At 66.1% G+C, this 283-nt stretch carries 2 protein-coding genes; both read right to left on the reverse strand.

Going from position 1 to position 283, the window contains the following annotated elements:
• Positions 1-104, reverse strand: a 104-nt coding sequence (locus KI686_RS17705) for a hypothetical protein (protein WP_497801197.1), incomplete at its 3' end; no start/stop codon positions are given.
• Positions 58-283: hypothetical protein (locus KI686_RS17710; protein WP_237590417.1), on the reverse strand; the 226-nt coding region annotated here is incomplete at its 5' end. The genes KI686_RS17710 and KI686_RS17705, both read right to left, overlap by 47 nt.

Consider the following 283-nt stretch of genomic DNA (forward strand, 5'->3'; position numbering starts at 1 on the left):
TGCTCGAGGACGAACGCGCCCTCCCGGCTGATCCCGACGGGGATCACCGCATAGCGGTCACGGTCGATCGCCGCCAGCACCCCGCCCGCCGTTGCGGAACTGATCGAATGCTCGCTGGAACGCCCGCCGAAGAGCACCACCACCGTCTGCCTGTCCATAGTTGGTCCTCTCCTCCTGGGGAGTGTCGTCGTCGGTGGTCAGGTGCGGTGCGATGTCGCGCGGGTTCATCTTCCCGTCGAGCACCATCTTCACCTGCTCCACGATGGGCATGTACACGTCGGCC

Source organism: Polaribacter sargassicola (genome assembly GCF_021991835.1).
Taxonomy (GTDB): Bacteria; Bacteroidota; Bacteroidia; order Flavobacteriales; family Flavobacteriaceae; genus Polaribacter; species Polaribacter sargassicola.